This is a genomic window from Streptomyces sp. NPDC052682 (assembly GCF_040678435.1).
In the GTDB taxonomy this organism is placed as follows: domain Bacteria; phylum Actinomycetota; class Actinomycetes; order Streptomycetales; family Streptomycetaceae; genus Streptomyces.
Map to the genome: position 1 here is coordinate 129,176 of NZ_JBFATS010000008.1, position 24,233 is coordinate 153,408.

Below are 24,233 nucleotides of genomic sequence, written 5' to 3' on the forward strand. Positions count from 1 at the left end.
GATGGGTGGGGGCGAGGTGTCAGGGGGTGACCCACGAGGCGCCGGCCAGCTCCCGCGCCAGGTCGTTCGTCGGGCCCATCAGGCCGACCGCCCGGGCGTCGCGGGCCAGCTTGTTCAGCGGGTGGTCGTGCAGGTAGCCGGCGCTGCCCAGCAGCCGCAGCGACTCCTGGACGACCTCCTCCGAGATCTGGGAGCAGAAGATCTTGCTGTAGAGGGTGGTGCTGCCCGGCTCCGCCGAGTCGCGGCGGGCGGAGGCGTCGACCAGGGCGCGGGCGGCCTCCACCTTGGCCGCGAGGTCCACCAGCCGGTGGCGGACGGCCTGCTGGTCCTTCAGGCCGCGGCGCCGGGCGTGCGCGAGCACCGTGCGGTACGCGGTGGCGGCGATGCCGGCCGAGACGGCGCCCAGGGTGGCGCCCGACTCGCGGACCCCGGCGATGATGCGGACGGCGGCGCCCTCGGGGCCGAGCATCGCCGAGTCGTCCACCGTGCAGGCGGTCAGCTCGACGAAGCCGGTCGCGGAGGAGCGCATGCCGACCAGGTCCATGCCGGTGTTGGCGAACAGGCCCGGGTTGCCGGCCTCGATGAGGAAGAACGTCTGGCCGTCACTGCCGTAGGTGCTGGCGTGGCCGTCGGCCGGCGCGGAGGTCTGGGCGAGCACCAGGTACACGTCCGCCAGGCCGGCCCCGGTGGTGAACGCCTTGGCGCCCTGAAGCAGCCAGGTGCCGTCGGCGGTGCGCCGCGCCGTGGTGGCGAGGTTGCGCTTGTCGGCGCCCGCACCGGACTCGCTCCACGCGGAGGCGGCGATCCACTCGCCGCTCGCCAGCCGCGGCAGGTAGCGCCCGCGCTGCTCCTCGCTGCCCCACTCGCTGATCCGGGAGCTCACCGCGTAGTGCTGGAACAGGATGATCGCGACCGACGGGTCGGCGGCGGCGGTCAGTTCGATCAGCCGGTTGGTGAGCAGGGCGTCGCCGCCCTGGCCGCCGTACTCCACCGCGACGGCCGCGCCGAGGATGCCGGAGGCGCGCAGGGCCGTGAAGACCTCCTCCGGCAGCCGCGCGGCGGCGTCCGCCTCCTGCGCGTGCCGGCGCAGCACCTCGGTCAGGTCCGCGTACCGCTCGGCGAGTTCGGCGCGGGTGGGCACCTGGGTGCCCGCCTCGGTGAGGGTCAGACCGCCAGCGGGAGCCATGCGGGTTCCTCCTTGTAGTCGTAGTTCTTGAGCGTGGCGATGCAGGCCGGCTCGTCGAGCTGGGCGAGCTTGCGGCTGACGCTGACCCAGTGCAGGGTGTCGGCGCCGTCGCCGCGCCCGGCCACGGAGGCCGCCGCGGCGGTGCTGCCGCCGGGGGTGTCGATCTCGATGACGCCGCGCTGCAGACCGGCCCGGCGGGCCAGCCGCTCGGGGACGGTGCCGGGGATGCTGGAGGCCGCGGCCAGGCAGGTGGTGCCCGTCAGCGCGATGCTGGGGTGCCACTTGGGGACCGAGATGGCGCGCACCGCGAGCCGTCCCTCCGTGTACTGGCCGACGGCCGCGATCTTCGGGAAGACGCCGTCGGCGGGCCACTTGAGCAGCTCGCAGGCGGCGGTACGGATGTCCAGCATCCGCTCGTAGACGTCCTCCCCGGCCTCGAACAGCTCGGCCTCGTCGCGCAGGCCCAGTTCCTGGGCGTCCACGAACACGTACGGGTTGCCCATGGAGACCAGGGACGCCTCCTGCACCCCGCTGCCGGTGATCAGCTGGTCCACGGGGTTGCCGGTGAGCAGCAGTTCGTCGAGCCGGGCCCCGGCGTCCTGGAGGAAGTGCACGGTGAAGCTGCCGCTGCGGCGGCGGGCCTCGTCCACCTCGCACACCACGTGGTCGCCGTTGTTGAGGACCCGGACCCGCACCCGGCCGCCGGGCGCGAGCCGGGGCAGCCAGGCCTGGCCGTCGGCGGCCACCACCGCGGCGAGGATGGAGTGCCCGCAACTGCCCTTGAAGTCGAACCGGCCGACACCGCCCGTCAGCCCCTGCACGAACCGGTAGTCCAGGTCGAACATGGGATGCGCGGAGGGCTCGACCAGCGCGAACTTCAGGATGTCGCTGCGGCCGTTGGCCTCCAGCCACTCACGGATGCGGGTGAGCACGGGCGTCAGCCGCTCCTCGTCGCGGGGCAGCTGCCGCTGGTCCAGGACCAGGGTGGGGGTCGGCGCGCCCACGGCCCGGGCGATGTATCCGATCACACCGCCACCTCCGGGACACCGAGCGCGGGCCGGTCCTCGCGCGCGCAGAACTGGTCCAGCCACAGCTCGTGCACCAGCAGCGACCAGATGGCCAGCGAGGCGCGGTCGTCGGGCCGCTCCGCCTGGACGCGGAACAGCTCCTCCACCTGCTGCGGGTTCAGCCGGCCGTGCCGGCGCAGCCGGTCGGCGGACAGCAGGTCGCGGGCGTAGGCGTACAGGGCCTGGCCGGGCTGGATCATGGCGGTGATGGGCAGGGTGAACGGCTGCTTCGGGCGGTTGAGGACCGAGTCGGGCAGCAGACCGCCGGCGGCGGTGTACAGGACCTTCTTGCGGCGCGTGCCGTCGATCTTCAGGTCGGCCTTGAGGGAGCGGGCGTAGCGCACGACGCTCGGCTGGCAGAACGGCAGCCGCACCTCCACCGAGGCCGACATCGACAGGTGGTCGACGCGGCGCAGGTGGTACGCCGGGAGCCGCTTGCCGATCTCGAACTCGGTGAGCGTGGTCATACGGTCGGCGGTGGACGCCCGCAGCAGCTCCGTGATCTCCTCGGCGGCCGAGCCGTGGTCGGTGACGAACGCGAGGTACTCCGGGGAGTACAGGCTTTCGCGCAGGCGCCGGGGGACGGCGGCGAGGGCCTCCACGTAGTCCGGCACCCAGTCCGTGCCGAACGGGGCGTCCATGGCCTTCTTCAGCCGGTCGTAGCCGCCGAACAGCTCGTCGGCGGCATCGCCGGTGAGGGCCACCTTGAAGCCGGCGTCCCGCACGGCGGCGAACAGGGCGTACGTGGACAGGGTGATGGGGTCGGCGTTGGGCTGCCCGAGGTGCCAGACGACGTCGGCCAGCAGCGCGGGGAAGCGGGCCGGGTCGATCTCCACCTGGTGGTGCGTGGTGCCCGCCCGCTCGGCGACCTCACGGGCGAAGGCCCGCTCGTCGGACGGCCAGGTGCCGGTGTAGGCGATGTTGAAGGAGTGCAGGTCGCGCACCTTCTCGGCGGCCAGCACGGTGACCAGGCTGGAGTCCAGGCCGCCGGACGTGATCGCGGAGACCGGGACGTCGGCCTCGGTCAGCCGGTGCACCTCGGTGCGCAGCAGCGACCGTACGTGCTCGGCGGCTTCCGCCTCGTCGCAGTGCGGGGCGCGGGCACCGGTGGTGGGGCGGATGGTGACGTGCATGCCGCCGGAGCGGGTGACGCGGACGGTCGCGGCGGGCGGGAGCACCTGGACGCCCTCGAACATGGTCTGCTCGCCGAACGGCGTCTTCGTCGTCAGGTAGGCGTCCAGGCCCGCCTCGGTCGGCCTGACGGGCACGTTGCGGAAGGAGAGCAGGGCGGGCAGCTCGGAGGCGAAGTACAGGTGCCGCCGGGCGGCGTCCCAGTGGTAGTACAGCGGCTTCATGCCGACCTCGTCGGTGGCGAGGTAGAGCGTGGGCTCGCCGCGCAGGTCGACGACGGCCACCGAGTACATGCCGTCGAGGTGCTCGGGGAAGGCGGCGCCGTACTCCGCGTACAGCGCCGGGAGCACCGAGCCGTCACAGGTGTCGCGGAAGGTATACCCGCGGGCGGAGAGCTTCTGCCGCAGCTCCTCGTGGTTGTAGATCTCGCCGTTGAAGACGACGACGATGTGCTCGCCCAGCGTGTACGGCTGGTCGCCGCCGTCGAGGTCCATGATGGCGAGCCGGTTGTTGCCCAGCGCCCAGCCCGCGCCGCAGGTGTGCGTCTGCGCGTCGGGGCCGCCGTGCCGCTGGGCCGCCGCCACGGACCGCAGCTCGTGCGGCGTGGCCAGGGCGTCGAAGTGACCGAATATTCTGCACATGACTGAAGATCACCGGACCTTTGTGGAGACACCGGCACGCTCGTAGAGCACCGGATCGAACGGGGTGGGGCCACCGCAGGTGGCGAAGCGGGGGGCGGCGGGGTCTTCGTCGGGGTGCCGGGTGCCGTGCGGCACACCGGGCGGGGCGTAGAGCACGTCGCCGGGCTCGGCGTCGTACCACTGGCCGTCCAGGTGGAGCTGGCCCTTGCCCTCGAAGGCGATGAAGGCCTCCTCGCTCTCGGGGTGGACGTGGACGTTGAAGTACTCGCCGGGCTGCATGAAGCCGCAGTGCAGGCACAGCTGGGGGGAGCCGGTGCCGGGCCAGAAGAGGAAGTTCATGGTGGCGGTCTTGGCGGAGGGCTCGGCCTGGCCGGTGCCGGTGAAGCCCTTCAGCTGCGTCTCCTCGTTCCACAGCCGGGAGAAACGGCGGGGGTCGGTGCCGGGGGCGCGGTCGGGACGCAGCGTGGTGTTCCACACGTAGGCCGTGAGGTCCATGCCGGCGTCGGCGCTCAGCTCGTACAGGTCGCCGGTCGGCGCGTACACCGTGTCGGCCCGGCTGACCCGCCTGCGGGCGGCCCCCGAGGCGGCGGAGCCGGAGCCCGCGAAGACGACCACGACGTTCTCCTCGTGCGCCGAGGACTGCGGCCGCCACACGGCGCCGGCGGGCAGCCGGACCACGTCGAGCCGCACGATGCGCGCGCCGAGGTGCGGGCCGACCGCCGTCGCGACCCTGCAGCCGTCGAGCTGACGGAACTCCAGGTCGCCCGCCTTGATGACGGCGCCCTGGGCGGTTGCGGTGCTCATGCCTTTCCTTTCGCTGGGCTGGGCTGGGGCTGGAGGGGTGGGGTCGGTGCGGAGGGGAGGAGCCGGGTGGGGGGATCCCGGCCGGGGCGGGGTGCGGGGGCCACCGCGGGGTGCGGCAGGTCCGCCGCCGGGTGCGGTGGGTGCCGCGGGTGCGGACGCCGCGGAGTGCGGTGGAGGCCGCGGGTTTCGCTGGTGCGGCAGGTCCGCCGCCGGGTGCGGCGGGCGCCACGGGTGCGGCTGACGCCGCGGGTCTCGCTGGTGCGGCAGGTCCACCGCCGGGTGCGGCAGGTGCCACGGGTGCGGCTGACGCCGCGGAGTGCGGCGACTGCCGCGGGTCTCGCTGGTGCGGCAGGTCCACCGCCGGGTGCGGCAGGTGCCACGGGTGCGGCTGACGCCGCGGGTCTCGCTGGTGCGGCAGGTCCGCCGCCGGGTGCGGTGGGTGTTGCCGGTGCCGCGGTGGGCGGCGGGTTGGGCGGTTGTGGGTCGGTGGCCGGGCCGTGTGGGGCGGTGCCCAGCCGGCTGGGGCCCCAGCGCCTGCCAGTTCAGCAAGCCCCAGGCCCTTCGACGCGTGCTCGTGGTCCGCTCGGGGAGTTGCTCGAACAGCAGGCGGGAGGTCGCTACCGAGGTTCTCCGATCGCGGTCCCGAGTCCGTCCCGGTGCGATTCCTTCCAGTTCCCGGTGTTTTGCGGCAAAACGCACGCAGGCCCGTGCCCCGGCGCTCGGCCGGGACACGGGCCCGAAGGGGGTGCGGGATCAGGCGGCTGCCTTGGCGGAGATGGCCTCGTTGACCAGCTCCAGGTACTGACGGGGCGTCTCGGCGTCGGTGACGGCGTCCTCGTCCAGGGTCACGTCGTAGTCGCGCTCGATGCGCCCCGTGGTCTGCAGGACGGCCAGCGAGTCGTACCCGAGGACCTCGAACGGGACGTCCAGCACGTCGCCGTCCAGGTTCACCGACTCCGCCTCACCGGCGCACTCGCGCAGCAGGGCGGTCAGCTCGGTGATGGTGAGTGCGGGCATGGAAGACCTCTCAATCTCGTACGGGTTCGGGACATTCGGTGGGAAGGCGAGGGGGACCCGCCGCCCGGGGTCAGCCGGCGGCGCGCACCACTATCGCCGCGTTGAAGCCGCCGCGGCCGCGGGCCAGCACCAGGGCGGTGCGCAGGGACGCGGGGCGCGCCTGACCGGTGACCAGGTCCACCGGGCAGTCGTCCGCGGGCCGCGTCACGTTGATCGTGGGCGGGATCACCTGGTCGCGCAGCGCCAGGAGGGCCGCGGCCAGGTCGAGGGAGGCGCCGCCCGCGGCGAGCCGGCCGGTCATCGTCTTCGGGGCGGTGACGGGCACCCCGCGCGGGCCGAACAGGCCGGCCAGCGCTTCGGCCTCGGCGCGGTCGGCGTCCCGGCGGCCCGCCGCGTCCGCGAACACCACGTCCACGTCGGCGGCGCTCAGCCCGGCGTCGGCCAGGGCCAGTTCGGCGGCGGCGCGCAGCCGCGGGGCGCCGGTGCCGGGCGGCGGGTCGAAGGTCGCCGCGTACCCGGCGACCGTGCCGTACCCGCTCGCGCCCCGCGCGCGGGCCCCGGCCGCGTCCTCCAGCACCAGCAGCGCGCCGCCCTCACCGACGACATGGCCGTCGGCGTCGGCGGAGAACGGCAGGTAGGCGCGGTCCGGGTCCGCCACGGTGCTCAGCTCGCCGCCCGCCAGGTGGGCCGCCCAGCCCCACGGGCACAGCGCGGAGTCCACGCCGCCGGCGAGCAGCACCGGGACGCCCTTGCGCAGCTGCCTGCGGGCCTGGGCGACCGCGTCGAGGCCGCCCGCCTGCTCGGTGACCAGCACGCCGCTGGGACCGCGCAGCCCGTGCCGGATGGAGATCTGGCCGGTGTTGACGGCGTAGAACCAGGCGAACGACTGGTACGCGCTGACGTGCTGGCCGCCCTTGCTCCACAGGGCCTGCAGCTCCCGCTGGCCGAACTCGAAGCCCCCCGCCGAGGCGGCGGTGACGACACCGGCGGAGAAGTCGGGCAGCTCCCGGGCGTCGATGCCCGCGTCGGTGAGCGCCTCCGCGGCGGCGGCGAGCGCCAGCCGGGTCATGTGGTCGGTCTGCGGCAGCAGCCGGCTGGAGACGTGCTCCGCCGGGTCGAAGCCGGGCACCTCGCCGGCCAGCTTCGCCGGGTACTGGGCGGCGTCGAACCGCTGAACGGGCCGGATGCCGCTCTCGCCGCGCAGGGTCGCCGCCCACCACCTCTCGGTGCCCAGGCCGTTGGGCGCGGCCACGCCGAGGCCGGTGACCAGGGGCGTGCCCGGGGCGGAGTCCTCCGCGGCGGAGGGGGAGCGGTCGAGGGTCTGGGTGGTCATGCTGCGTCTCCCGTGCGCGGGCGGGTCAGGATCATCGCGCTCTGGAAACCGCCGAAGCCGCTGCCCACGCTGAGCACGGTGTCGGTGCGCTGCTCGCGGGCGGTCAGCGGGGTGTAGTCCAGGTCGCAGGCGGGGTCGGGGTGGTGCAGGTTGGCGGTGGGCGGCACGGTGTTGTGCTCGATCGCCAGCGCGCTGGCGGCGACCTCCAGGGAGCCGATGGCGCCCAGGGAGTGCCCGATCATCGACTTGATGGAGCTGACCGGCACCTCGTAGGCGTGGCTGCCGAGGCTGCGCTTGAACGCCGCGGTCTCGTGGCGGTCGTTCTGCTTGGTGCCGGAGCCGTGCGCGTTGATGTAGTCGACGGCCGTCGGGTCGAGACGGGCCTCGTCGAGGGCGACCCGGATCGCCTCGGCCATCTCGGTGCCGTCCTTCGTCAGGCCGGTCATGTGGTACGCGTTGCAGCGGGTGGCGAAGCCCGCGATCTCGGCGTAGACGTGGGCGCCGCGGCGGCGGGCGGCCTCGAACTCCTCCAGGATCAGCACCGCCGAGCCCTCGCCCAGCACGAAGCCGTTGCGGGAGGCGTCGAACGGGCGGGAGGCGGTCTCCGGCTCGTCGTTGCGGGGCGAGGTGGCCTTGATGGCGTCGAAGCAGGCCACCGTGATCGGGGAGATGGGCGCCTCCGTGGCCCCGGCGATCATGACGTCGGCGCTGCCCTCGCGGATCAGTTCGACGGCGTACCCGATGGAGTCCAGGCCCGAGGTGCAGCCGGTGGAGACCATGGAGACCGGGCCCTGGGCGCCGGTGCGCCAGGCCACCTCGGCCGCCATGGAGCTGGGCACGAAGTAGTCGAACAGGTGCGGCACGGCGAGGGTGTGGTCCACCTGCCAGGTGGAGCCGCCCCGGCTGACGGTGTTGTACTCGCGGTCGAGGCCCATCGTGCAGCCGACGGCGCTGCCCAGTGTCACTCCGGTGCGCAGCGGGTCGAGGCCGCCGGGCTCGAGGCCGCTGTCGCGCAGTGCCTCGTCGGCGCTGACGAGGGCGAACTGGGCGGCGCGGTCGAGGCGTTCGGCCTCCTCGGGGGTGAAGCCGTGCAGCAGCGGGTCGAAGTCGGCCTCGGCGGCGATGCGGGACCGGAACGGCGAGGCGTCGAACAGGGTGATGCCGCGGGTGGCGGTCCGGCCGGCGGTCAGCAGCGACCAGAACTCCTTCGTTCCCACGCCGCCGGGGGCGACCACCCCGATACCGGTGATGACGACACGTCGGTTCATTGGCTGTCCTTCACGGGAGTGTCCTCCTGCTGGGGTGCGGTCCAGGCGGTCGGGCGGGTACGGGCGGACGGGTCGGACGGGGCGGGGACCGGTACGGCGTCGCCGCGCTGCACGATGCGGCAGGCCCGGGCCAGCAGCCGGGGAAGCGCCGGCCCGCGCAGGAAGAAGTGGTCGCCGGGGAGGGTGCGTTCGACGACCGGGCCGGTGGTCCAGCGCCGCCAGCCGGCCATCACCTCGCGCCCGGCGAGCGGGTCGAGGTCGCCGGAGACGGCGAGCAGCGGCACCGACAGCGGACCGTCGGCGGCCTCCCGCAGGGCGTGGGCGAGCCGCAGGTCGTCACGGATGACCTTCAGGGCCGCGCGCTGCCAGACACCGCCCCGCGGGGTTTCCGGCGGCACCGCGCCGAACTCCCGCAGCATCTCCATCAGCCGGCAGTCCGGCAGGTCGGCGGCCTGGACCAGCGGGACCCGGGCGTCCGGCGGCGGGCAGGCGCCCACCACGACGAGCGAGGGGGCCGGGCGCCCGGCCTGCTCCAGGGCACGGGCCACCGTGTAGGCGACCATGCCGCCGAGGCTGTGGCCGTACAGCACGTACGGGGTCGCGGGCACCGGGCCGTGGTGGCGCAGCAGGTCGGCGAAGAGGGCGCGGCGGCCGGTGATCCGGGTCTCGCGGCGCCGGGCGTCCCGGCCGGGCAGCAGCACCGGGACGACCTCCGTCTTGGGGCCCAGCAGCTCGGGCCAGCGGGCGAACGCCGAGACGCCGGCGCCGGCGTGCGGGAAGCAGTACAGCCTCATGCCGCACCGCCCGCGGACGCCTCGTCGAGCAGCGGCTTCCACCAGTCGGGGTGGTCCCGGTACCAGGCGACGACCTCGCGCAGGCCCTCGTCCAGCGTCCGGCGGGGCGCGTAGCCGAGCTCGGCGCGGATCTTGCTGTCGTCGATGGCGTACCGCAGGTCGTGGCCCTTGCGGTCCTCGACGTAGGCGACGGACGAGAAGTCGGCCCCGCACAGGTCGAGCAGCCGCCGGGTCATCTCCAGGTTGGTCAGAGCGGTCGCCCCGCCGATGTTGTAGATCTCCCCGGGCCGTCCGCCGGTGAGGACCAGCTGCACCGCCCGGCAGTGGTCGTCCACGTGCAGCCACTCGCGGACGTTCGAGCCGTCGCCGTACAGCGGGACGGTCAGGCCGCGCAGCAGCCGGGTGACGAAGTTCGGGATCAGCTTCTCCACGTGCTGGTGGGTGCCGTAGTTGTTGGTGCAGCGGGTGACGCGCACGTCCAGGCCGTGCGTGCGGTGGTAGGCGCGGGCCAGCAGGTCGGCGGCGGCCTTGGAGGCCGAGTACGGCGAGTTGGGCAGCAGCGGCTCCTGCTCGGTCCAGGCGCCGCTGTCGATCGAGCCGTACACCTCGTCGGTGGACACGTGCACCACGGGTGAGACGCCGAGCCGCAGGCAGGCGTCCAGCAGGCTCTGGGTGCCGAGCACGTTGGTGGTGACGAAGGCGGCGGCCCCGGCCACCGACCGGTCGACGTGCGACTCGGCGGCGAAGTGCACCACCGCGTCGTGCCCGGGCAGCAGGTGGTGCAGCAGCTCGGAGTTGCCGATGTCGCCGCGTACGAAGTCCAGGCGCGGGTGGCCCATCGGCAGGTTGGCGGTGTTCCCGGCGTAGGACAGCTTGTCGAGGACCGTGACGCGGGCGTCCTCGTAGCCGGGGTAGCCGCCGGCCAGCAGGGTGCGCACGTAGTGGGAGCCGATGAAGCCGGCGCCGCCGGTGACGAGGATCCTCATGCCGTCCTGCCCTCCTGCGTACGGCCCGACCGGTCGGCGACGGCCTTGCGCAGCGCGGCGGCGACGGTGAGCACGTCGGCGTCGGACAGGCCGGGGTGCAGCGGCAGGCACAGGGTGCGGCCGGCCGCCCAGTCCGAGCCCGGCAGGGCGGGCGCGGTCCTGGCCCGGTGCGCGTACGCCGGGACCTTGTGCAGCGGGGCGTAGCGGAAGGTGGTGTAGATGCCCGCGGCCAGCAGGTCGCTCGCCACGGTGTCCCGGATCTGCGGGTCCATCTGCACCCAGTAGAAGTAGTACGTCGACTCGTGGCCATCCGGCAGCGGCGGCGGCAGCAGCAGGCCCTCCACACCGGCCAGTTCACGGTCGTACAGCCCGACGATCTCACGGCGGCGGCCGACCAGTTCGGGCAGCCGGCGCAGCTGTACGGCGCCGATGGCGGCGGTCAGGTCGTTGCCGATGACGCGCCGGCCCGGCTCGGGGACGTCGAGCTCCCACCAGCGGGACGACACCTTGGCGTAGCCGAAGCCGCTGGGCTGGACCAGGCCGTGGTAGGCCAGACGCCGGACCCGGGCGGCGCGTTCGGCGTCCTTGACGTAGATCATTCCGCCGTCGCCGGTGACCAGCACCTTCATGGCGTCGAAGCTCCACATGGCGAGGTCCCCGAAGGTGCCCACGGCACGGCCGTCCACCCGGGAGGCGACCGAGCAGGCGGCGTCCTCGACCAGGGCGATGCCCCGTTCGCGGCACATCCGCGCGATCCGCGCCACCTCGCCCGGGTAGCCGCCGTAGTGCAGCACGACCACCGCGCGGGTGCGCGGCGTCAGGGCGCGTTCGACGTCCTCGGCGGTGGGGTTGAGCGTACGGCCGTCCACGTCGCAGAAGACCGGGGTGGCGCCGGTGGTCAGGACGGCGTTGGCCGCGGCGACGAAGCTGAGCGAGGGCAGGACGACCTCGTCCCCCTGCGCGAGGTCGAGCGACTCCAGCGCCAGGAACAGTCCGGCCGTGCCGGAGTTGAGGAAGACGACGTGCTCGGCGCCGACCCCGAGGTGGGCGGCGAAGGCCGCCTCGAAGGCCTTGGTGCGCGGGCCGTGCCCGAGCCACCTGTCCTCGAACACATCGGCGATCGCGTTCAGTTCCTCAGCGCCCACCTGGGGCTGAAAGAGATTGATCATAGCCGCCTCTCAGGTCCTCGTGTCACGGCCGACCCTGGCCGGATCCGCTCGACACGGGATCGAGCCGCGATGGTGGGCTGCCGGGTGGGGGATGGGCGGGGGTGCGTCGGGGGTGTGGGAAGACGCCCGTCCGCAGGGGTGTCGGGGGGCGTCGCGGGAGGTCGTCCTAGCGGGTGCCGTCCGCGGGGCCGCCCGGGGTGGCCCGAGGGGGGTTCGAGTGGCGCTCCAGGGGTGGGCTGGAGCCTGCGGGGGCGACAGGACCGGACTATCCAGGAGTGCTCATGTCGGAACAGGAGCGACGGGTCGCCGTGGTCACGGGTGCGACCAGTGGAATCGGCCTCGCGGTGACCCGGCTGCTGGCGCAGCAGGGCCACCGGGTGTTCATCTGCGCGCGCAGCGAGGAGTCCGTGCGCAGCACGGTCAAGGAACTCCGCGAGGAGGGCCTGGAGGTGGACGGCGCCGCCTGCGACGTGCGCTCCGCCGACGACATCAAGGCGTTCGTGCAGGCCGCGGTGGACCGCTTCGGCACCGTGGACGTGCTGGTGAACAACGCCGGCCGCAGCGGCGGCGGCGTCACCGCCGACCTCGCCGACGAGCTGTGGTTCGACGTCATCGACACCAACCTCAACAGCGTCTTCCGGATGACCCGCGAGGTCCTCAACACCGGCGGCATGCGCCACAAGGACCGCGGCCGGATCATCAACATCGCCTCCACCGCCGGCAAGCAGGGCGTGGTCCTCGGCGCCCCCTACTCCGCCTCCAAGCACGGCGTCGTCGGCTTCACCAAGGCCCTCGGCAACGAACTCGCCCCGACCGGCATCACCGTCAACGCCGTCTGCCCCGGCTACGTCGAGACGCCCATGGCGCAGCGCGTCCGGCAGGGCTACGCCGCCGCGTACGGCACCACCGAGGAGCAGATCCTCCAGAAGTTCCAGGCGAAGATCCCGCTCGGCCGCTACTCCACCCCCGAGGAGGTCGCCGGCCTCGTCGGCTACCTGGCCTCCGACACCGCCGCCTCCATCACCTCGCAGGCCCTGAACGTCTGCGGCGGCCTCGGCAACTTCTGACCCCCGAGCGACGAAGGGACAACGGACATGACCACCCGCGAGGTCGAGCACGAGATCACCGTCGCCGCCCCGGCCGCGGAGCTGTACCGGCTGATCGCCGAGGTCGAGAACTGGCCGCGGATCTTCCCGCCGTCCGTCTACGTCGACCACGTCGAAAAGGGCGAGCGCGAGGAGCGCATCCGCATCTGGGCCACCGCCAACGGCGAGCCGAAGAACTGGACGTCGCGGCGCGTGCTGCACCCCGAGCAGCTGCGCATCGACTTCCGCCAGGAGGTCCCGGCCGCGCCGGTGGCCGACATGGGCGGCAGCTGGATCATCGAGCCGCTCGGCGACGAGGAGTCCCGGGTGCGGCTGCTGCACGACTACCGCGCGATCGGCGACGACCCGGAGCGGCTCGCGTGGATCGACGCGGCCGTCGACCGCAACAGCCGCGCCGAGCTCGCCGCCCTGAAGACCAACGCCGAACTCGCCGTCGGCGCCGTGGGGCTGACCCTCTCCTTCGAGGACAGCGTCGAGATCGCCGGCTCCGCGAAGGACGTGTACGACTTCATCAACGAGGCCGACCTGTGGAAGGAGCGCCTCCCGCACGTCGCCGAGGTGTCGCTGCGCGAGGACACCCCGGGCCTGCAGGTGCTGCGCATGGACACCCTGACCAAGGACGGCTCGCGGCACACCACGGAGTCGATCCGCGTGTGCTTCCCGCACCACCGCATCGCCTACAAGCAGACCACCCTGCCGGCCCTGATGACCCTGCACACCGGCTACTGGCAGCTGGACGAGGACGACAACGGCGTCACCACGGCCACCTCCCAGCACACCGTGGTCCTCAACACCGAGAACATCACGAAGGTCCTGGGCCCGGACGCGGGGGTGCCCGAGGCCCGCGAGTTCATCCGGGGCGCCCTCGGCTCCAACAGCCGCGCCACGCTGGCGCACGCCAAGGACTACGCCGAGCGGCGCAGGGCGGCGGCGCGGTGAGCGGCCGGCCGTCCCGCACCTGGCTGGTCACGGGTGCCTCCCGTGGGCTGGGCCGGGCCATCACCGAGGTCGCCCTGGAGGCCGGCGACAGCGTCGTCGCCACGGCCCGCAGGCCGCAGACCCTGGACGACCTGGCCGCGCGGTACGGCGACCGGGTCCTGCCGCTCGCGCTCGACGTCACCGACCGCGCCGCCGTCCTCGCCACCGTCGCCGAGGCCGCCGAACGCGCGGGCCGCATCGACATCCTGCTCAACAACGCGGGCTACGGCCTCGCCGGGGCCGTCGAGGAGGTCGACGAGCGTCAGGTCCGGGACCAGTTCGACGTCAACTTCTTCGGGGCGCTGTGGGTCACCCAGGCCGTGCTGCCGGTGATGCGCCGTCAGGGCGGCGGCCACATCCTGCAGATGTCCAGCATCGCGGGCGTCACCACGTACCCGAACCTCGGTCTGTACTGCGCGGGCAAGTGGGCCCTGGAGGCCATGAGCGAGACGCTGGCGCAGGAGGTCGCGGGATTCGGGGTGCGGGTCACGATCGTCGAGCCCGGCGAGTTCCGCACCGAGTGGAGCGCCGGCAGCCTGGTCCGCGCAACGCCCATGCCCGAGTACGACGACGTGCTCGCCAAGCGCCGGCACGGGCTGTCCGGGGCGTACGCCCATCTGCAGCCCGGCGACCCGCGCAAGGCCGGCGAGGCCCTGCTGAAGCTGCTCGACGCGGACGAACCACCCCTGCGGGTCCTGCTCGGCAACGGCGCCGCCGACCTCGCGCCGCGGGTGCTGCGCGACCGTCTCGCCGGGTGGCAGGAGTGGGACGCGCTGGCCCGCACGACGGACTTCGACGCGACGGACCCGCAGCCGTGAGCGTCACCACCCACCGTGTGCCCGCCGGGAGTCCGGTGGAGGGCCGGGGAGTCCGGGGCGCCTCTCCCCTGGCCCCCGGCGCCCCGGGCACGCCCGGCGCGCACCGGCCCCGGCGGCCGGGCCGCACCGCCCGCGGGGCCGCGTCGCGGGCCCGGCGCGCCGCCTGGAGCGGGGTCTGCTCGCTGCGTCCCCTGACGCTGGGGATGTTCGCCTTCGCCCAGGCCGCCGCCGTCGCCTGGGTGGCCTACCGGCGGGCGCTGCCTCCCGCCCCCCAGCCCGGCGACCACGCCTGGTGGCACGGTGGCGGGCACGCCGGGCACGGCGGCGCCCACGCCGAGGCGGCGGACGGGCCCGTGCTGTACCTGGCGCTCGCCACGGCCGCCGTGTACCTGCTGATGCCCCTGCTGGCGCTCACCGCGCACGCCGTGCGGCGCCACGGCGGCGGGGCCTGGACGTTCGCCGTGCTCAGCGGCGTGGCGAGCGCGGTCGTCGCGGTGCCCGTGACCGCGCTGGCGACCGCCCTGACGCCGGGCGGGACAGCTCCGCTGTGGTCCGGGGCGGGCGCCGCCGCCCTGACCACGCTGCGCCTGTGCGCCCTGGTCGGCCTCGTGCTCGCGGTCGCGGGCGGCGTGCCGTCGCGTGCGGACCGACGGAAGATCGACTCACTGGAACTCGTGGAGAAGAGACCCTGACCATGCTGAACCGACGCCATCTGCTCAAGGCCGCGGTCGCGGGCGGTGCCGCCGCCCTCTTCCCGTGGGAGGGGCTGTCCGGCACCGGGGTGGCGGCGGCCGGCGGTGAACTCGCGCAGAGCACCCCGTTCGCGCACGCCATGCCGGTGCCCAGGACACTCGCGCCGGCGTCCACCACCGCCACCGCCGACCTGTACGACCTGCGGATGCGGGAGGCCGACGTCGAGATCGTCAAGGGGCTGACCTCCCGGGTCCGCACCTACGGCGGCGCGTTCCCCGGCCCCACCATCAAGGCGTCCAGCGGTCGTGAGGTGGTGGTGCGGCAGTACAACGACCTCACCGTGGACACCGCCGTCCACCTGCACGGCGCCCATGTGCTGTCCGAGCACGACGGCCTGCCCATGGACGTCATCGCCCCCGGATCCAGCCGTACGTACCACTACCCGAACGCGCAGCGCGCGGCCTCCCTCTGGTACCACGACCACGCCCACCACCTGGAGGCCGAGAACGTCTACATGGGCCTGCACGGGCTGTACCTGATCAGCGACCCCGAGGAGCGGAAGCTGCCGCTGCCCCGCGGCGCCTACGACGTGCCGCTGGTGATCCGGGACGCGCGGATCGAGGCGGACGGCACGCTGCGCTACACCCGGCCCTCCGACTGCCCGCACATGCTGGTCAACGGCAAGGAGCGGCCGTACGCCAAGGTCGCGGCGCGCAAGTACCGGCTGCGCCTGTACAACGCCTGCGCCAACCGCTACCTCAGGCTGCGGTTCGCCGACGGCACGCCGTTCACCCAGATCGCCTCGGACGGCGGTCTGCTGGAACAGCCGCTGGAGCGCGACGAGTTGCTCATGCTGGGCGGTGAGCGCATCGAGGTCGTCGTGGACTTCTCCCGGTGGGGCGAGGGCCGGTCGGTGGTGCTGGAGAACGCCGGCGCCCTGCCCACCGAGCGCCCCGAGGTGCTCCGCTTCGACATCACCCGGGCCGGCGCCGACCCCAGCCAGGTGCCGGCGCGGCTGACCACCCTGCCGCCGGTGCCCCAGGGCACCGTCGAGCGGGAGTTCGAGCTGCGCACCTTCCCCGCGATGACCATCAACGGCCTCACCTACGACCCGGACCGGGTCGACGTCGAGACCACCGTCGGGACCAGCGAGATCTGGACGATCCGCAACGTGGAGGCCCCGCTGGCCGCACCGCCGGACTTCCACGTCTACCACAGCTTCCACACCCATCTGGTGTACTTCCGGGTCCTGGAGCGCAACGGCCGGCCCGCCGGCGCGCGGGACCAGGGTCTGAAGGACACCGTGTGCCTCGGTCCCGGCGAGACCGTGAAGATCGCCATGACCTGGGGCCCGTACGCCGGTCAGTACCTGTACCACTGCCACCAGCTCGGCCACTCCTCCGGCGGCCAGATGGGCCGCATCGACGTCCGGGCCGCCTGAGCGCGGCATCGCCGGCCCCTGCCGGACCGTCCCCCCGGGCGGTCCGGCATTCGGGCTGTCCGCACCCGCCGCGCAACGCCCCGGCGCGTGGCCGGATCTCGAGCCGGGCTCGAGGAGGGCATGACGGGGGACTCTTAGGTTGCCGTCATGCAGAAATCGCCCCCCGAACGGCTGGACCGCAAGCTCCTCGTCCTTGCGGGCACCCTGCTCATCGGAGCCATCGCGTCCCTGCTCGACTCGACCATCGTCAGCGTCGCCCTGAACGACATCGGCCGCGAACTGCACGCCTCCGAGACCGCGTTGTCCTGGGTCAACACCTCCTACCTGCTGACGCTGGCCCTGGTCACGCCGCTGGTCGGCTGGGCGGTGGACCGCTTCGGTGACAAGCGCATGTGGATGTTCGCCCTGGTGGTCTTCCTGGCGGGCTCGGTGCTGTGCGGCCTCGCCTGGTCGGTGGAGAGCCTGATCGCCTTCCGGGTGCTCAAGGGCGTCGGCGGCGGCATGGTGCTGCCGATGGTGCAGGCGATCCTCGCGCAGGCGGCCGGGCCCAAGCGCTTCGGCCGGGTGATGAGCCTGGTGGGCATCCCGGGCCAGCTCGCCCCGATCATGGGGCCGGTGGCCGGCGGCCTGATCATCGACACGGCGGGCTGGCGCTGGGTCTTCTTCGTCAACGTGCCCGTCATCCTGGTCGCGCTGGCCCTCGCCTTCAGGGTGCTGCCGCCCTCGGGCGAGCGCCGCGACACCCGGGTGGACCGCGTGGGCATGCTGCTGTTGCCGCCCGGCATGGTCGCCCTGGTGTACGGCTTCTCCCGGGTGCGCGACGTGTCCCAGCTGACCGACCCGTTCACCCTCGGCGTCCTGGCGGCCGGGCTGGGTCTCGTGGCCGGGTTCTGCGTGCACTCGGCGCGCTCGGCCGACCCCCTGCTGGACGTCCGGCTGTTCCGGTCCCGGGTGTTCTCCACCTCCTCGGCGCTGATCCTCCTGCACGGCGTGGCCATCTACGGCACCCTGTTCGTGCTGCCGCTGTACTACACGCGCGTCCTCGGGCACGACAGCTCCACCACGGGCTGGCTGCTGGCACCGCAGGGTCTCGGCATGCTCATCGGCATCTCGCTGGCCGGGGCGCTCACCGACCGGTACGACCCGCGCACCCTCGTCCTGGGCAGCACCGTGGTCGCCGCCCTGGGCACCGTCGCCTTCACCCGGCTCGCCGAGCGGCCGGACGACCTGCTGCTCGGTCTGTCCCTGGGCGTACGGGGCCTCGGCCTGGGGATCATCGGCGTGGCCGTCATCACCACGGCCTACCGGGACATCCCCGCCGACCGCATCGCCCGCGGCACCGTGCTCATCGCCGTCGGGCAGCGCCTCGGCGCGTCCTTCGGCACGGCCGTGGTCGCGCTGCTGCTGTCCGTGGGACTGTCCGCCGCGTCCGCCGGTCCGGCGCCGGCGGGGGAGGCCACGGCGTACGGGGAGACGTTCTGGTGGATCCTCGCCCTGGTCGCCCTGATGCTGCTGCCCGCGCTCCTGATGCCCCCCAGGCCACCGGAGGAGCCTCAGGACCAGGAGCAGGACCAGGACCAGGAGCAGGACCAGAAGCAGGACAGGGAGGCCGACCGGCGGTGATCTCGCCGCCGGGCACGACAGCCACGAGCAGACCGCCCGGCGCGTCCGCGGGGACGCGCCGGGCGGTGCTGTCATACGAGCCGCTGCCTCACGCCACCCGCCGGATGCCGCCCCCGGCGTCCGTGCCGCCCTGCGGCGCGGCCGCGTCGCCCGCGCGCAGGGACTCGGCGACCGCCATCACGTACTCCCCGTACCCGGACTTGCCGAGCTGCTCGCCCAGCCGGTAGCACTGCTCGGCGTCGATGAACCCCATCCGCAGCGCCACCTCCTCCACGCACGCGATGCGCAGCCCCTGGCGCCGCTCCAGCATCTGCACGTACAGGGACGCGTCGAGCAGCGAGTCGTGGGTGCCGGTGTCCAGCCACGCGAAACCGCGCCCCAGGTCCACCAGGCGGGCCTGCCCCCGGGCCAGGTACTCCTTGTTGACGTCCGTGATCTCCAGCTCGCCGCGCGCCGACGGCTTCAGCCCGCGGGCGATGCGGACCACGTCGTTGTCGTAGAAGTACAGGCCCGTGATGGCCCGGTTGGACCGCGGCCGCCGTGGCTTCTCCTCGATGGACAGCAGCCGGCCCTCGGCGTCGGCCTCCCCCACGCCGTACCGCTCCGGGTCGCGCACCGGGTAGCCGAACAGCAACGCGCCCTCGGTGTGCGGCAGCTGACGGGACAGCAGGCGGGCGAAGCCGGGGCCGTGGAAGACGTTGTCGCCGAGGACCAGCGCCACCGGATCGTCGCCGATGTGGTCGGCGCCGATCAGGAACGCCTCGGCCAGTCCCCGCGGTTCGGGCTGCTCGGCGTACGACAGGCGCAGGCCCAGGCGGCTGCCGTCGCCCAGCACCCGGCGGAACTGCGGCAGGTCCCTCGGCGAGGAGATGACGAGGATGTCCCGGATGCCGGCCAGCATCAGCACCGAGAGCGGGTAGTAGACCATGGGCTTGTCGTAGACCGGGAGCAGTTGCTTGGAGACCCCGAGGGTGATCGGGTGGAGCCGGGTGCCGTTCCCGCCGGCCAGGATGATTCCCTTCATGTCCTGCTCACCTCTGATGTCGGCTTGTCGTCGTCGGCTCGTGCCGTCGTCGGGACGAGCGTGCGCCCAGCGGCCGCAAGGCCCGGTCGCGGGTGCCTCGAAGCCGAGAGGGCGAGCCCCGTCCGGGCTCGCCCCCTGCTGGATCCGCGACCGGCGCGGCCGATGACCGCCGCGTCCGGATCAGTCGAGCGTCAGCACGACCTTGCCGCGGCCGTGCCCGCTCTCGACGTCCCGGTGCGCGTCCGCCGCCCGGGCCAGCGGGTAGGTGGCGCGCAGATGGATCGTCACCTTGCCCTGGGTGGAGAGGTCGACCAGCTCGGCGAGCCGCTGCGCCGACCGGGCACCGGTCACATCGCGCAGGCCGAGGCGCTCGGCCTCCTCCGTGGCGATCATGGTGACCACCCGGTCGCGGTTCTTCGCCACCGCCACCGACGCCCGCAGCGCCTCAGGCCCGGCGGCGTCGACGGCCGCGTCCACCCCGTCGGGCGCGATGGCCCGCACCCGCTCCTCCAGGCCCTCGCCGTAGGTCACCGGAACGGCGCCCAGGGCGCGCAGATGGTCGTGGTTGCGTTCGCTCGCGGTCCCGATGACCGTGCCCGCGCCCCAGGCGAGGGCGAGCTGCACGGCGAACGTGCCGAAGCCGCCGGCGGCGGCGTTGATGAGCACGGTGTCGCCCGGCTCCACCCCCACCGTCGACAGGGCCATGTGCGCGCCCTGCCCGTTGCCCGAGAACCCGGCGGCGACCTCCCACGGCATGTCCTGCGGCTTGCGCACGATCTGGTCGGCGGGCACCGTCAGGTACTCGGCGTAGGCGCCGAGCACGCAGTAGCCGAGCACCTCGTCGCCGGGCGCGAACGCGCTCACGCCCTCGCCGACCTGGTCGACCACCCCGGCGAACTCGTTGCCGAGCACCATCGGGAACTCGCGCTTGATGAACGGCGGGGTCCACCCGCCGCGCACCCGCACGTCGAACGGCAGCACTCCGGCCGCCCTCACCCGCACCCGGACCTCGCCGGGCGCCGCCTGCGGATCCTTCAGCGTCGTCTCTTCCAGTACCTCGGGAGGCCCGAAGGAGGACAGCGTCGCCGCTCGCATCATGCGTCCTTTCCACTGCGGTCGCCTGGCTGGTGCTGCCGTTTGTACTCGACGCGCTCCTTCACGGCGTCGAGAATCAGCCGGACCTTGCCGCTGAGCTCGGACCGCACGAACGCGCGGCCCTCCGCGAGGCCGGTGCCCTCGCCGAGCACGGCCGGGATGCCCGACTCGCGGATCACCACGGTCTGCCGGGAGGTCACCGTCGTACCGCCGTGCGGGCCGGGGGTGATCCGCCACCGCACGTGGTGGGCGCTGCCCAGGGGCGGCAGCAGCAGCTGCTTGTACGCGATGCCGTGATGAGGCAGGCCCACCCGCGCGGTGCGGGTGGTGAACCGCCCGCCGTGCCGCTCCAGTGTCTCCAGCTCCAGCAGATGCGCCCCGGGGCCGCTCTCGCGCACCTCCGCCCGGACCACATGGGCCATCACCGACGGCCAGCGGGCCGCGTCGAAGAGCAGGTCGTACACCTCCTCGGCCGGGCCGTCGATGTCCACCGCGTCCTCGACCGTCATCAGCAGTTCGGGGAAGCGGGAGACGATCTCGGCGGCCGTCTGCAGCGCGGCCAGCTCGCTGCGGGCGACCTCCCCGGTGGTGCGCCGCACCGCCTCCGCGGCCTGCGGGTCGTCGTCCTGCAGCCGGTAGTCGTGCTGCAGCCGCACCACGCACGTGTCGTCCCCGGCCGCCGTCACGGACCAGGTGCGGCGCAGCGACTGAAGCGGTGGCTGGACGGCTTCCGGCCGGAACTCGACGCGCAGGGCGGCGTCGTCGGTGCGGCGCAGCGCCACCCAGTGCTCGATCCGCTTGCCGGCCGGCTCCCCCGCCCCGGTCAGTGCCCACATGCCGACGCGCTCGTCCTCGCCGGCGCGGCCGAGCCGCTCCAGGTGCACGAAGGGCGGGAACATCCACGGCCAGGCGTCCAGATCGGCCAGCAGCCGGTAGACCTCCCCGGCCGCCGCCCGCACCGTGACCTCGTGCCTGTCGCTCACCGCCTGTGGCGATGCCATCTGTCACTCCTCGCGTCGGGGCCGCTCAGCCGCTCCAGCGGGCCGCGTGGACGGCGCCCTGGTCGGTCGTCAGATAGCCGACCGTGACGCCCTGGTTGTTGAGCAGGTAGGCCTCGCTCGCTCCGTTCACCGCCGTGCCCAGGTCGGTGACCTGCCCGTCCGGGGACCAGCGCACCGCGTGGAACACCCCGCCCGGGGTGTACGAGAAGCCGACCGCGACCCCCGCGTCGTTGATGCCGTACACCGCCGATCCCGTGTCGCCGGGCAGCGGGGACAGCGGCACGGCCTTGCCCGACCGGGACCACCTGACCGCGTGGAAGGGACCGTCGTACCCCTTGCCCGCCCGGTAGGAGTTGCCGACCATGGCTCCGCGGTTGTTGATCCAGCTGGCCTGGCTGGAGTCGTCGCCCGGCAGGACGCCGCCGAGCGGCACCGTCGTGCCGTCGGCGTTCCAGCGCACCGCGCGCTGCTTGCCGTCGGAGGTGCCCGAGAAGCCGACCGCCGCCCCGCTGTCGTTGATCTTCGCGGCGGCGCTGGCGACGTCGCCCGGCAGCGGCGGCAGGTGGGTGGCCTTGCCGTCCACGTCCCAGCGCTGCGCCTTGTACACCAGCTCCGGCGTGGCCGAGAAGCCCACCGCGACCCCGTGGGTGTTCACGCCGTAGGCCCTGCTGCGGGAGGAGCCGGGCAGCCCCTGCAGCTGGGTGATCCGGCCGTCGGGCGTCCAGCGCACCGCGTGCTCGGCCTTGTCGGGGCCGACCGAGCGGCCGACGACCACGCCATCGCCGTTGATGTTGTACGCCGTGCCGGACACGTCCCCGGGCAGCGTCCCCAGGTCGGATATCCGCCCCTCGGCGCTCCAGCGGACCGGGCGGGTGGCCCCGGCCGCGTCGGTGGAGGAACCGACGACCGCTCCCCCGTTGTTGACGGCGTACGCCAGGCTGGTGGTGCCCCCGGGCAGCGTGCCCAGGTCCGTGACGGCCGTCTGCGCCCCGGCCGGGAAGGCGGCCACGGCCGTCAGGGCGGCCGTGCCCAGGGCGACACCGAGGCCGCGCGCGGCCGTGGACGGCTGATGGGTTCTCACTGTGCTTGCCTGCCTTTCTGTCGTGATGCGGCCGATGCTCTCGGCGCCCGCTCCACGGCCGGTCGAGCCCGGATCGTGACCGGCTCGACCGCCCGCCCGCCGGGTCAGGACCGGGCGCCTGCCAGCTCGGCCAGGCGCGTCACCATCTGGTCGGGACCCGGCTCCGCGGCCAGTTCCGCGGCCAGCACGGCGGCGTTCTTGCGCAGCGTCTCGTCGCCCACCAGGGCGCGCAGCAGGTCGCCGTCGACCTGCTCCGGCTGCCGGTCGAAGCCGATGCCCTCGCTCTCGATGATCGAGGCGTTGATCCAGTTGTCGGCCCCGTAGGGCATGGCCAGCTGCGGCACACCGGCCTGCGCGGCGGCCAGCATCGTGCCGCAGCCGCCGTGGTGGACGACTCCGTCGAGGGTCGGCAGCAGCGAGCTGAGCGGGGTCCAGCCGACCGGCCGCACATTGTCCGGGAGCGTGCCCAGCGGCTCCAGGTCGACGTTGTCGCCCAGCGCGAGGATCAGTTCCAGGTCCGCGCCGGCCGCCGCGTCCAGCACACTGCGCAGGCTGCCCGAACCGGCCACGCCCGGCACCACGGTGCCGAGCGTCACCACGATCCGCGCCCGCTCCTTCGGCGCCACCAGCCAGTCCGGCAGCACCCCGCCGCCCTGGTACGGCAGGGACCGCATCGACCAGCCCTCGCCCTCGCCGCGCATCAGCTTCTGCGGCGCGAAGTACACGGGCTGCACGAAAGGCAGCTCCACCGGCACACCGAGCCGTTCGAAGGTGGGCGCGAGGTGGGGCAGCATCCGCGCCGGCAGGTCGCCCTCGCGCAGGAAGCTGTAGCCGTTCTCCACCGCCGGCACGCCGAGGTCGCGGGCGGCGAGCAGCGCGGTGCCCTGCAGGCGCGAGTACACGATCAGGTCCGGCCGCCAGGTGCGGGCGAACTCCAGCGTGCCGTCGGCCATCATGTCGTTGATCAGGCCGAACTTCTCGAGGATGATCTCGGGCGTCCGCTGCGACTTGGTGATCTCCTCGCCGCGTTCGCGCATCGCCCGGATCCGCTCCTCGGGCGTGCCCTTCTTCGGGAACACCGAGGCGAAGTCGGCCCCCGGTGCGACGTCCCGCACGGTCAGGCCCGCCCGGACCGCGGCCTCGACACAGACGCCCGCGGTCGCCACGGCCACCTCGTGACCGGCCGTACGGAAGGCCCAGGCCAGGCCCAGTGCCGGGTAGAGGTGGTCGAGGCCGGGAGAGACGTTGAACAGCACGCGCATGGCGATTACCTCGTTTCCGTGGACATCGGGTCCTGCGTGACACCTGCCGCGACCATGCCGGGGGCGGCTCAACCCGTGCTCGAGAGACGGCTTCGACACTTCCCGCGCAGCTGCCCGCCGTACGGAAGGAGCCTTCGATGCCCGGCACACCCGCCGAGGAGTACGCCCCCGCCTCGCTGTACACCGAGGTCCAGCAGTTCTACGCCCGGCAGATGAGCCTGATCGAGGGGCGGGGGGCCGACCCGGACGCCTGGGCGGACACCTTCACCGAGGACGCGGTCGTCGAGTCCGCCGCGGACGAGGGCCCCGACGTCGGCCGCGAGGCCATCCGCGCCTCGGTGCGCGCCGGAGTCGCCCACATCGCCGCGCAGGGCTGGGACTTCCGGCACTGGTTCGGCATGCTCGACGTCCGCCCGCAGCACGACGGGTCGCTGCGCACCCGCTACTACGCCCTCGCCATGGCCACCGAGCGGGGCGGCGCGCTGGAGATCCGCGGCTCCCTGCTGTGCCGTGACGAACTGGTCCGCGGCCCCGGCGGCCGGGGCTGGCTCGTCCGCCACCGCGCCCTCGTCCCCGACGGCCACACCGGAGCGTGACCCGAGGGCCGCGCCGCAGGGTGGTCCTCGGCCGCACCGCCGCGTGACCCGACCGCCGCACCGCAGCCCGACCCGGCCCGCCGCTCCCAGCCGTACGCCTCCTGCGCCGGCCGCGGGGC

At 73.7% G+C, this 24,233-nt stretch carries 22 protein-coding genes; 7 read left to right on the top strand and 15 right to left on the bottom strand.

The annotated features are described in order from the left end of the window. Positions 1-19: 19 nt before the first annotated feature. From AB0K80_RS14660 to AB0K80_RS14705, 10 genes are all read right to left on the bottom strand, one after another. A complete protein-coding gene (locus AB0K80_RS14660; RefSeq protein ID WP_365669358.1) occupies positions 20-1,186 on the bottom strand; it encodes an acyl-CoA dehydrogenase family protein in 1,167 nt (388 codons plus the stop codon). Beyond that, on the bottom strand, positions 1,165-2,214 hold the full coding sequence (locus AB0K80_RS14665) for a PrpF domain-containing protein (protein WP_365669360.1): 1,050 nt from the start codon (positions 2,212-2,214) through the stop codon (positions 1,165-1,167). Before AB0K80_RS14665 ends, AB0K80_RS14660 begins: the two co-directional genes overlap by 22 nt. Beyond that, positions 2,211-4,025: an asparagine synthase (glutamine-hydrolyzing) gene (gene asnB, locus AB0K80_RS14670; RefSeq protein ID WP_365669362.1), complete on the bottom strand. Its 1,815-nt coding sequence runs from the start codon at positions 4,023-4,025 to the stop codon at positions 2,211-2,213. Before asnB ends, AB0K80_RS14665 begins: the two co-directional genes overlap by 4 nt. 9 nt (positions 4,026-4,034) lie before the next feature. Continuing rightward, entirely contained in the window at positions 4,035-4,829 is a 795-nt protein-coding gene (locus tag AB0K80_RS14675) for a cupin domain-containing protein (protein ID WP_365669364.1), read from the bottom strand. Positions 4,830-5,582: 753 nt separating this feature from the next. Continuing rightward, positions 5,583-5,846 (bottom strand): acyl carrier protein, encoded by a 264-nt coding sequence (locus AB0K80_RS14680; RefSeq protein WP_365669366.1) that lies wholly within the window; start codon positions 5,844-5,846, stop codon positions 5,583-5,585. A 70-nt stretch (positions 5,847-5,916) separates the two neighbouring features. Beyond that, positions 5,917-7,179 carry a ketosynthase chain-length factor gene (locus AB0K80_RS14685; protein WP_365669368.1) on the bottom strand — a complete coding sequence of 421 codons (1,263 nt, stop codon included), beginning with the start codon at positions 7,177-7,179 and terminating at the stop codon, positions 5,917-5,919. Next, positions 7,176-8,447 carry a beta-ketoacyl-[acyl-carrier-protein] synthase family protein gene (locus AB0K80_RS14690; protein WP_365669370.1) on the bottom strand — a complete coding sequence of 424 codons (1,272 nt, stop codon included), beginning with the start codon at positions 8,445-8,447 and terminating at the stop codon, positions 7,176-7,178. Before AB0K80_RS14690 ends, AB0K80_RS14685 begins: the two co-directional genes overlap by 4 nt. Continuing rightward, on the bottom strand, positions 8,444-9,241 hold the full coding sequence (locus tag AB0K80_RS14695) for a thioesterase domain-containing protein (protein ID WP_365669372.1): 798 nt from the start codon (positions 9,239-9,241) through the stop codon (positions 8,444-8,446). The genes AB0K80_RS14690 and AB0K80_RS14695 overlap by 4 nt, the downstream gene beginning before the upstream one ends. Next, positions 9,238-10,227 carry a dTDP-glucose 4,6-dehydratase gene (rfbB, locus tag AB0K80_RS14700; protein WP_365669374.1) on the bottom strand — a complete coding sequence of 330 codons (990 nt, stop codon included), beginning with the start codon at positions 10,225-10,227 and terminating at the stop codon, positions 9,238-9,240. The genes AB0K80_RS14695 and rfbB overlap by 4 nt, the downstream gene beginning before the upstream one ends. Beyond that, a complete protein-coding gene (locus AB0K80_RS14705; protein WP_365669376.1) occupies positions 10,224-11,396 on the bottom strand; it encodes a DegT/DnrJ/EryC1/StrS family aminotransferase in 1,173 nt (390 codons plus the stop codon). The genes rfbB and AB0K80_RS14705 overlap by 4 nt, the downstream gene beginning before the upstream one ends. Positions 11,397-11,677: 281 nt before the next feature. Between AB0K80_RS14705 and AB0K80_RS14710 the strand changes: the two genes are divergently transcribed. From AB0K80_RS14710 to AB0K80_RS14735, 6 genes are all read left to right on the top strand, one after another. Further along, positions 11,678-12,463, top strand: coding sequence for a 3-oxoacyl-ACP reductase (locus tag AB0K80_RS14710; protein WP_365669378.1), 786 nt, complete (start codon positions 11,678-11,680; stop codon positions 12,461-12,463). A 27-nt stretch (positions 12,464-12,490) separates the two neighbouring features. Then, entirely contained in the window at positions 12,491-13,441 is a 951-nt protein-coding gene (locus AB0K80_RS14715) for an aromatase/cyclase (RefSeq protein ID WP_365669380.1), read from the top strand. After that, entirely contained in the window at positions 13,438-14,298 is an 861-nt protein-coding gene (locus tag AB0K80_RS14720) for an oxidoreductase (RefSeq protein ID WP_365669382.1), read from the top strand. The genes AB0K80_RS14715 and AB0K80_RS14720 overlap by 4 nt, the downstream gene beginning before the upstream one ends. Beyond that, entirely contained in the window at positions 14,295-14,990 is a 696-nt protein-coding gene (locus AB0K80_RS14725) for a hypothetical protein (RefSeq protein ID WP_365669383.1), read from the top strand. Before AB0K80_RS14720 ends, AB0K80_RS14725 begins: the two co-directional genes overlap by 4 nt. A 2-nt stretch (positions 14,991-14,992) precedes the next feature. Further along, positions 14,993-16,432: a multicopper oxidase domain-containing protein gene (locus tag AB0K80_RS14730; protein WP_365669385.1), complete on the top strand. Its 1,440-nt coding sequence runs from the start codon at positions 14,993-14,995 to the stop codon at positions 16,430-16,432. 147 nt (positions 16,433-16,579) lie between these two features. Then, positions 16,580-18,055 carry an MDR family MFS transporter gene (locus tag AB0K80_RS14735; protein WP_365669387.1) on the top strand — a complete coding sequence of 492 codons (1,476 nt, stop codon included), beginning with the start codon at positions 16,580-16,582 and terminating at the stop codon, positions 18,053-18,055. An 88-nt stretch (positions 18,056-18,143) separates the two neighbouring features. Here AB0K80_RS14735 and rfbA read toward each other — a convergent pair whose 3' ends face one another. From rfbA to AB0K80_RS14760, 5 genes are all read right to left on the bottom strand, one after another. Beyond that, positions 18,144-19,079, bottom strand: a complete 936-nt coding sequence (gene rfbA / locus AB0K80_RS14740) for a glucose-1-phosphate thymidylyltransferase RfbA (protein WP_365669389.1) — start codon at positions 19,077-19,079, stop codon at positions 18,144-18,146. Positions 19,080-19,259: 180 nt separating this feature from the next. Beyond that, positions 19,260-20,177, bottom strand: coding sequence for an NADP-dependent oxidoreductase (locus AB0K80_RS14745; protein WP_365669391.1), 918 nt, complete (start codon positions 20,175-20,177; stop codon positions 19,260-19,262). After that, positions 20,174-21,175 carry an SRPBCC family protein gene (locus tag AB0K80_RS14750; protein WP_365669393.1) on the bottom strand — a complete coding sequence of 334 codons (1,002 nt, stop codon included), beginning with the start codon at positions 21,173-21,175 and terminating at the stop codon, positions 20,174-20,176. The genes AB0K80_RS14745 and AB0K80_RS14750 overlap by 4 nt, the downstream gene beginning before the upstream one ends. A gap of 25 nt (positions 21,176-21,200) precedes the next feature. After that, the gene (locus AB0K80_RS14755) at positions 21,201-22,256 is read right to left on the bottom strand and encodes a hypothetical protein (protein ID WP_365669394.1); all 1,056 of its coding nucleotides are present in this window, start codon (positions 22,254-22,256) and stop codon (positions 21,201-21,203) included. 104 nt (positions 22,257-22,360) lie between these two features. Continuing rightward, positions 22,361-23,518 carry a nucleotide disphospho-sugar-binding domain-containing protein gene (locus tag AB0K80_RS14760; protein ID WP_365669396.1) on the bottom strand — a complete coding sequence of 386 codons (1,158 nt, stop codon included), beginning with the start codon at positions 23,516-23,518 and terminating at the stop codon, positions 22,361-22,363. A 137-nt stretch (positions 23,519-23,655) separates the two neighbouring features. On the opposite strand from AB0K80_RS14760, the gene AB0K80_RS14765 reads away from it, so the two are divergent. Beyond that, positions 23,656-24,114: a nuclear transport factor 2 family protein gene (locus AB0K80_RS14765; RefSeq protein ID WP_365669398.1), complete on the top strand. Its 459-nt coding sequence runs from the start codon at positions 23,656-23,658 to the stop codon at positions 24,112-24,114. The last annotated feature ends 119 nt before the right edge of the window (positions 24,115-24,233 follow it).

Coding starts and splice junctions, on each gene's coding strand:
- AB0K80_RS14660 (WP_365669358.1), bottom strand. CDS start 1,186: ATGGCTCCCGCTGGCGGTCTGACCCTCACCGAGGCGGGCACCCAGGTG.
- asnB (WP_365669362.1), bottom strand. CDS start 4,025: ATGTGCAGAATATTCGGTCACTTCGACGCCCTGGCCACGCCGCACGAG.
- AB0K80_RS14675 (WP_365669364.1), bottom strand. CDS start 4,829: ATGAGCACCGCAACCGCCCAGGGCGCCGTCATCAAGGCGGGCGACCTG.
- AB0K80_RS14680 (WP_365669366.1), bottom strand. CDS start 5,846: ATGCCCGCACTCACCATCACCGAGCTGACCGCCCTGCTGCGCGAGTGC.
- AB0K80_RS14685 (WP_365669368.1), bottom strand. CDS start 7,179: ATGACCACCCAGACCCTCGACCGCTCCCCCTCCGCCGCGGAGGACTCC.
- AB0K80_RS14690 (WP_365669370.1), bottom strand. CDS start 8,447: ATGAACCGACGTGTCGTCATCACCGGTATCGGGGTGGTCGCCCCCGGC.
- AB0K80_RS14695 (WP_365669372.1), bottom strand. CDS start 9,241: ATGAGGCTGTACTGCTTCCCGCACGCCGGCGCCGGCGTCTCGGCGTTC.
- rfbB (WP_365669374.1), bottom strand. CDS start 10,227: ATGAGGATCCTCGTCACCGGCGGCGCCGGCTTCATCGGCTCCCACTAC.
- AB0K80_RS14705 (WP_365669376.1), bottom strand. CDS start 11,396: ATGATCAATCTCTTTCAGCCCCAGGTGGGCGCTGAGGAACTGAACGCG.
- AB0K80_RS14710 (WP_365669378.1), top strand. CDS start 11,678: ATGTCGGAACAGGAGCGACGGGTCGCCGTGGTCACGGGTGCGACCAGT.
- AB0K80_RS14715 (WP_365669380.1), top strand. CDS start 12,491: ATGACCACCCGCGAGGTCGAGCACGAGATCACCGTCGCCGCCCCGGCC.
- AB0K80_RS14730 (WP_365669385.1), top strand. CDS start 14,993: ATGCTGAACCGACGCCATCTGCTCAAGGCCGCGGTCGCGGGCGGTGCC.
- AB0K80_RS14735 (WP_365669387.1), top strand. CDS start 16,580: ATGCAGAAATCGCCCCCCGAACGGCTGGACCGCAAGCTCCTCGTCCTT.
- rfbA (WP_365669389.1), bottom strand. CDS start 19,079: ATGAAGGGAATCATCCTGGCCGGCGGGAACGGCACCCGGCTCCACCCG.
- AB0K80_RS14745 (WP_365669391.1), bottom strand. CDS start 20,177: ATGATGCGAGCGGCGACGCTGTCCTCCTTCGGGCCTCCCGAGGTACTG.
- AB0K80_RS14750 (WP_365669393.1), bottom strand. CDS start 21,175: ATGGCATCGCCACAGGCGGTGAGCGACAGGCACGAGGTCACGGTGCGG.
- AB0K80_RS14760 (WP_365669396.1), bottom strand. CDS start 23,518: ATGCGCGTGCTGTTCAACGTCTCTCCCGGCCTCGACCACCTCTACCCG.
- AB0K80_RS14765 (WP_365669398.1), top strand. CDS start 23,656: ATGCCCGGCACACCCGCCGAGGAGTACGCCCCCGCCTCGCTGTACACC.